Source organism: Streptomyces sp. NPDC045470 (genome assembly GCF_040646595.1).
GTDB lineage: Bacteria > Actinomycetota > Actinomycetes > Streptomycetales > Streptomycetaceae > Streptomyces.
On record NZ_JBEZAN010000054.1, the window covers coordinates 1 to 3,616 of the forward strand.

The following is a 3,616-nucleotide window of genomic DNA, read 5'->3' on the forward strand; positions in this document are numbered from 1 at the left end:
TCCAACATCTACCGGATCGAGCCCGGAAAAACGTTGCGGCACCCGGCCGAAGCGGATCTCGGCCTGACCGTGGCCGCCCTGCTCTCCCTGCTCGTGAAGGACGAACACCAGCGCACCGCACCCGTCGACGACCGCCACGCTGACACCAGCTGACCGCCCGGTGGCCTTCCGGCCGCAGCGACACGCGAATCCCTTCGGCGTCACCGCAGGGTGCTGCCAACGCCGGTGCATCTGCAGGCGGTTCGCCGGAGAGCTCGCTCGTGCCGGGAGCCGCGGCCGGCGGTATCGGCCCATGGTTACGTCCCCTCTGCTGCGCTGATCAGCTCCCGCAGGATGGCCTGGGACTGCCGGGGGGATTCGGCCTGGGCGCTGAGCTGGTCCGTCACGGCGAGGTAGTGGTCGACGTCCTTCAGGAGCAGGGTCACATCGTCAGCGGCGTCGGCCGCGGTGACATCGGGCAGCATGGCCTGCACGACGCGGTCGGCAGCCCTCTCCAGGCCGCCGACTGGCGAGCAGGCTCGCCCAAGCGCCGCCGTCAGGGCGGTGATGCGGGTGTCGATGTCGCTGTGCGGGTCTCGACCAAACCGTCGGTGTACAGCGCCAGCGTGGTGCCGGCCCGCAGCGGCAGGCACACCTGCTGGTGCGCCACCCCGCCCACTCCCAGCGGCGCGCCCGTCGGCACCTCCAGCGGCTCCACCGCACCGTCCGGTGCGACCTGCAGCGCCGGCAGGTGCCCGGCCGAGCACACCGTCACCTCCCCCTTGCCCGGGTCGGCCTCCGCGTACAGGCAGGTGACGAACTGCTCGGGCAGGCCGCGGGTGAAGGTGTCCAGGGTCGCCATCAGCTCGCGCGGTTTGGCCCCGTGCAGCGCCAGGGCCCGGGCCGCCGAACGCAGCTGGCCCATGACCACGGCGGCTTCCAGGCCGCGGCCCATCACATCACCGATGATGATCCCGGTGCGTCCCGCCCCGAGGTCGATCAGGTCGTACCAGTCCCCGCCCACCCCGCGCCCCTGGGTGCAGGGCAGGTAGCGGGCGGCCGCGTCGGTGCCGGGGATGCGTTCGGCCTCGCCCGTCAGCCGCAGTGCCAGGGACAGGTGCCGCAGCTCGGCCAGTTCCTGCTGCGCGCGTTTGCGGCAGGTGACATCGCGCATCGTCGAGCAGGCGCCGGTGATGGTGCCGCTGCGGTCGCGGATCGGCCACAGCGTCACGTCGATGTCCAGCAGCCGCCCGTCGCGGGTCAGGCGGCGGGTTTCGTAGTGCTCGATTCGTTCCCCGGCGGCGATGCGGCGCAGCAGCCCGGCTTCCTCGGCCTTGAGACCGGACGGGATCACCAATTCGACATGGCGGCCGACGGCCTGGCCGGCCCGGTAGCCGAACAGGCGCTCGGCGGCCGTGTTCCAGAAGGTGATCTGACCGGTGAGCGTCTTGATGAGGATGGCGTCCTGGGAGGATTCTCCGACGACGGCGAGTTCGTCGGTGCGGGCTTCGGCGAGCTTGCGCACGGTGATGTCGCGCATGACCGAACAGGCCGCGCCCACCGTGCCGTCCGGACGGCGGATCGGCCACAGTGAGACTTCGACGTCCATCAGGCGGCCGCTGCGGGCCAGGCGCTGCGTCTCGTAGTGCTCGACCAGCTCGCCGGCGGCGACCCGTTTGAGCAGATCGCTCTCCTCGGCCTGCAGATGGGCGGGGATGATCAGACCGATGCGGCGGCCCACAGCCTGATCGGCGCGGTAGCCGTAAAGCTGCTCGGCGGCCGCGTTCCGGAAGGTGATCCGCCCGTCGGCGGTCTTGGTCAGGATCGGGTCCTGCGAGCACTCCACCAGTTGCCGGAACAGCTCCGGCCGGCCGGGGTTGCTGCGCGGGGGTGCCACTGACGTCATCGGTGCCTCATCTCACACGGCGCATCCCCACCCATGACCTTGGTCCTGCTGGTCACGCAGGCGGCCGGGGTACCTCCTGTGGCCCGATGCCCATCAGGATGCACATTGCACCACCTCCGCTCGGACCGCACGGTCTTTGCCCGCTCTTGCCGTTCCTGTGACCACATGGGTCACTTCGGCTCCGGGAAACGATCGTGTGGCGATCGCTTGGGTGCGGCGGGCCGGACGGCGGGGAGGAGAGCCCGGCGGGGCGGGACTGCCGGCAGGCGCACGTCTGCTCGGACCTACCAACTACCCGGTATACCACGGCCCTTCTGTGGGTGGGCGCACGTACCGCGAGGCAACGTAAGGGTGTGCAGACTGTGAAGATCCCCTCGCCGGGCAGCCGGACCGCCACGGACGCGGCCGCCCCCGGGACAGGCCGGATCACGGAGGAGACCTGCCAGCAGATGCTGGCCCGCGCCTGGACGATGATCAGTGAGAGTTCAGGCGCACCCGAGGAGTGGATCGCGGTGCAGGCGGCCCTGTGCGGCCACATCGCCGTGCTGGCGCCTCGGGTACGGGTGCGGACCGAGCAACTGTGGCACGGCAGCGTGCAGTGGGACCGGCTGACCGCCCGCCTGGATGACATCACCTACCTCACCCGGCGGCCGCTGCGCGACCCCTGGCTGGTCACTCTGGCTCACCTGGCCGACCTGGCCCACGCCTGTCGATGGCTCCTCGTCCAGGCTGCACCACGCACTGAGAAGCTGCCGCCCACGCAGGGCGGCCGGTCAGCGTCATGACCTGGCAGACGCCCCATCGGAGCTGGGCGGGCAGGCGGGGCCCGGGTGCCAGCGGCGTTGACGGTGGTAGCCGCGTGCGCCGGCGGGATGGCGGGCCGGTGGCAGTGCCGTTTCGGTGCCCGCGGGGTCAGGGTCTGCCCGGTGGTGCGCAGCAGGTCCGCCAGCTCGGCATCCGGTTGTTCGCCAAGCCTGGGCGCCGGGCCACGTCGCAGACGTCGTCGAGCGCTCCGTGGGTCTCTTGGTCTTGGAAAGCGGGCCGCTGCCCGCTCTTCCGAGGTCGCGGCCGGGTCCTCCTGCGATCCGCGACGGTCACTGTCGTGCCAGAGGCCGGTGGCAGGGCTTGTAGCGTCCGGGCAGGCTGTAAGGGGGTTGATCCCTCGTGACGGGTCCTGGTGGCCCGGGCCGGCAGGACCCGAAGGAGCGGGGGAGAGGAAGGCGGTGTCGACCGGGCCTGTGACGGGTTCCAGCAGATGCGGGACGAGGGGTTCGTATACAGCGGACTTCGCATCGCGGGGCGCAGTGGTCCGCGTCGGCGGGGGGAAGCGGGGGCAGCGTCAGGTGGGCAGGGTCTTGGCCTTGCCCCCGGCTTCGTGCTGGTGCGGGGGCTGGCGGATGCGGTCGAGGTCGGCCAGCAGATGCAGCAGAAGGTCCGCACAGCACACGAGAGTGACGCGTTCGCTCCCGTGCTGCAGGACGTAGGCGGGCACGACGTCCTGCGAAGGCGATGTCGAAGGGGCGGGTTTGAGGACCCAGCCGCCGAGCCGGCGCACGGGCAGCACGTGGGCCTGCGCGGTATCGGTCATGTCTTTCGCGACGAACCCGCCGCACGGGGGAAGCGGCGATGACCCGCACTAGGGCCTTTCCTTCGGATCATCTCGCCGACCAGATGAAGATGGCGGCGAGGTGGAGTCCGGCGAGGTAGATGGTGGCGGTCTTGTCGTATCGG

Annotated in this window: 4 protein-coding genes and 1 pseudogene; 2 read left to right on the forward strand and 3 right to left on the reverse strand. The window is 70.9% G+C overall.

Going from position 1 to position 3,616, the window contains the following annotated elements; all coding sequences use genetic code 11:
* Nucleotides 1–153 (forward strand): annotated as a pseudogene (locus AB0A97_RS41535) (MarR family transcriptional regulator); the annotation flags it as partial.
* Nucleotides 154–296: 143 nt separating this feature from the next.
* Here the strand turns inward: AB0A97_RS41535 and AB0A97_RS41540 are convergent.
* Entirely contained in the window at nt 297–464 is a 168-nt protein-coding gene (locus tag AB0A97_RS41540; RefSeq protein WP_361161283.1) for a hypothetical protein, read from the reverse strand.
* A 71-nt stretch (nt 465–535) separates the two neighbouring features.
* Nucleotides 536–1,885: a PAS domain S-box protein gene (locus AB0A97_RS41545; protein WP_361161285.1), complete on the reverse strand. Its 1,350-nt coding sequence runs from the start codon at nt 1,883–1,885 to the stop codon at nt 536–538.
* 353 nt (nt 1,886–2,238) lie between these two features.
* On the opposite strand from AB0A97_RS41545, the gene AB0A97_RS41550 reads away from it, so the two are divergent.
* Nucleotides 2,239–2,670 (forward strand): DUF6415 family natural product biosynthesis protein, encoded by a 432-nt coding sequence (locus tag AB0A97_RS41550; RefSeq protein WP_361161287.1) that lies wholly within the window; start codon nt 2,239–2,241, stop codon nt 2,668–2,670.
* 554 nt (nt 2,671–3,224) lie between these two features.
* Here AB0A97_RS41550 and AB0A97_RS41555 read toward each other — a convergent pair.
* The gene (locus AB0A97_RS41555; RefSeq protein ID WP_361161290.1) at nt 3,225–3,473 is read right to left on the reverse strand and encodes a hypothetical protein; all 249 of its coding nucleotides are present in this window, start codon (nt 3,471–3,473) and stop codon (nt 3,225–3,227) included.
* Between the last annotated feature and the right edge of the window lie 143 nt (nt 3,474–3,616).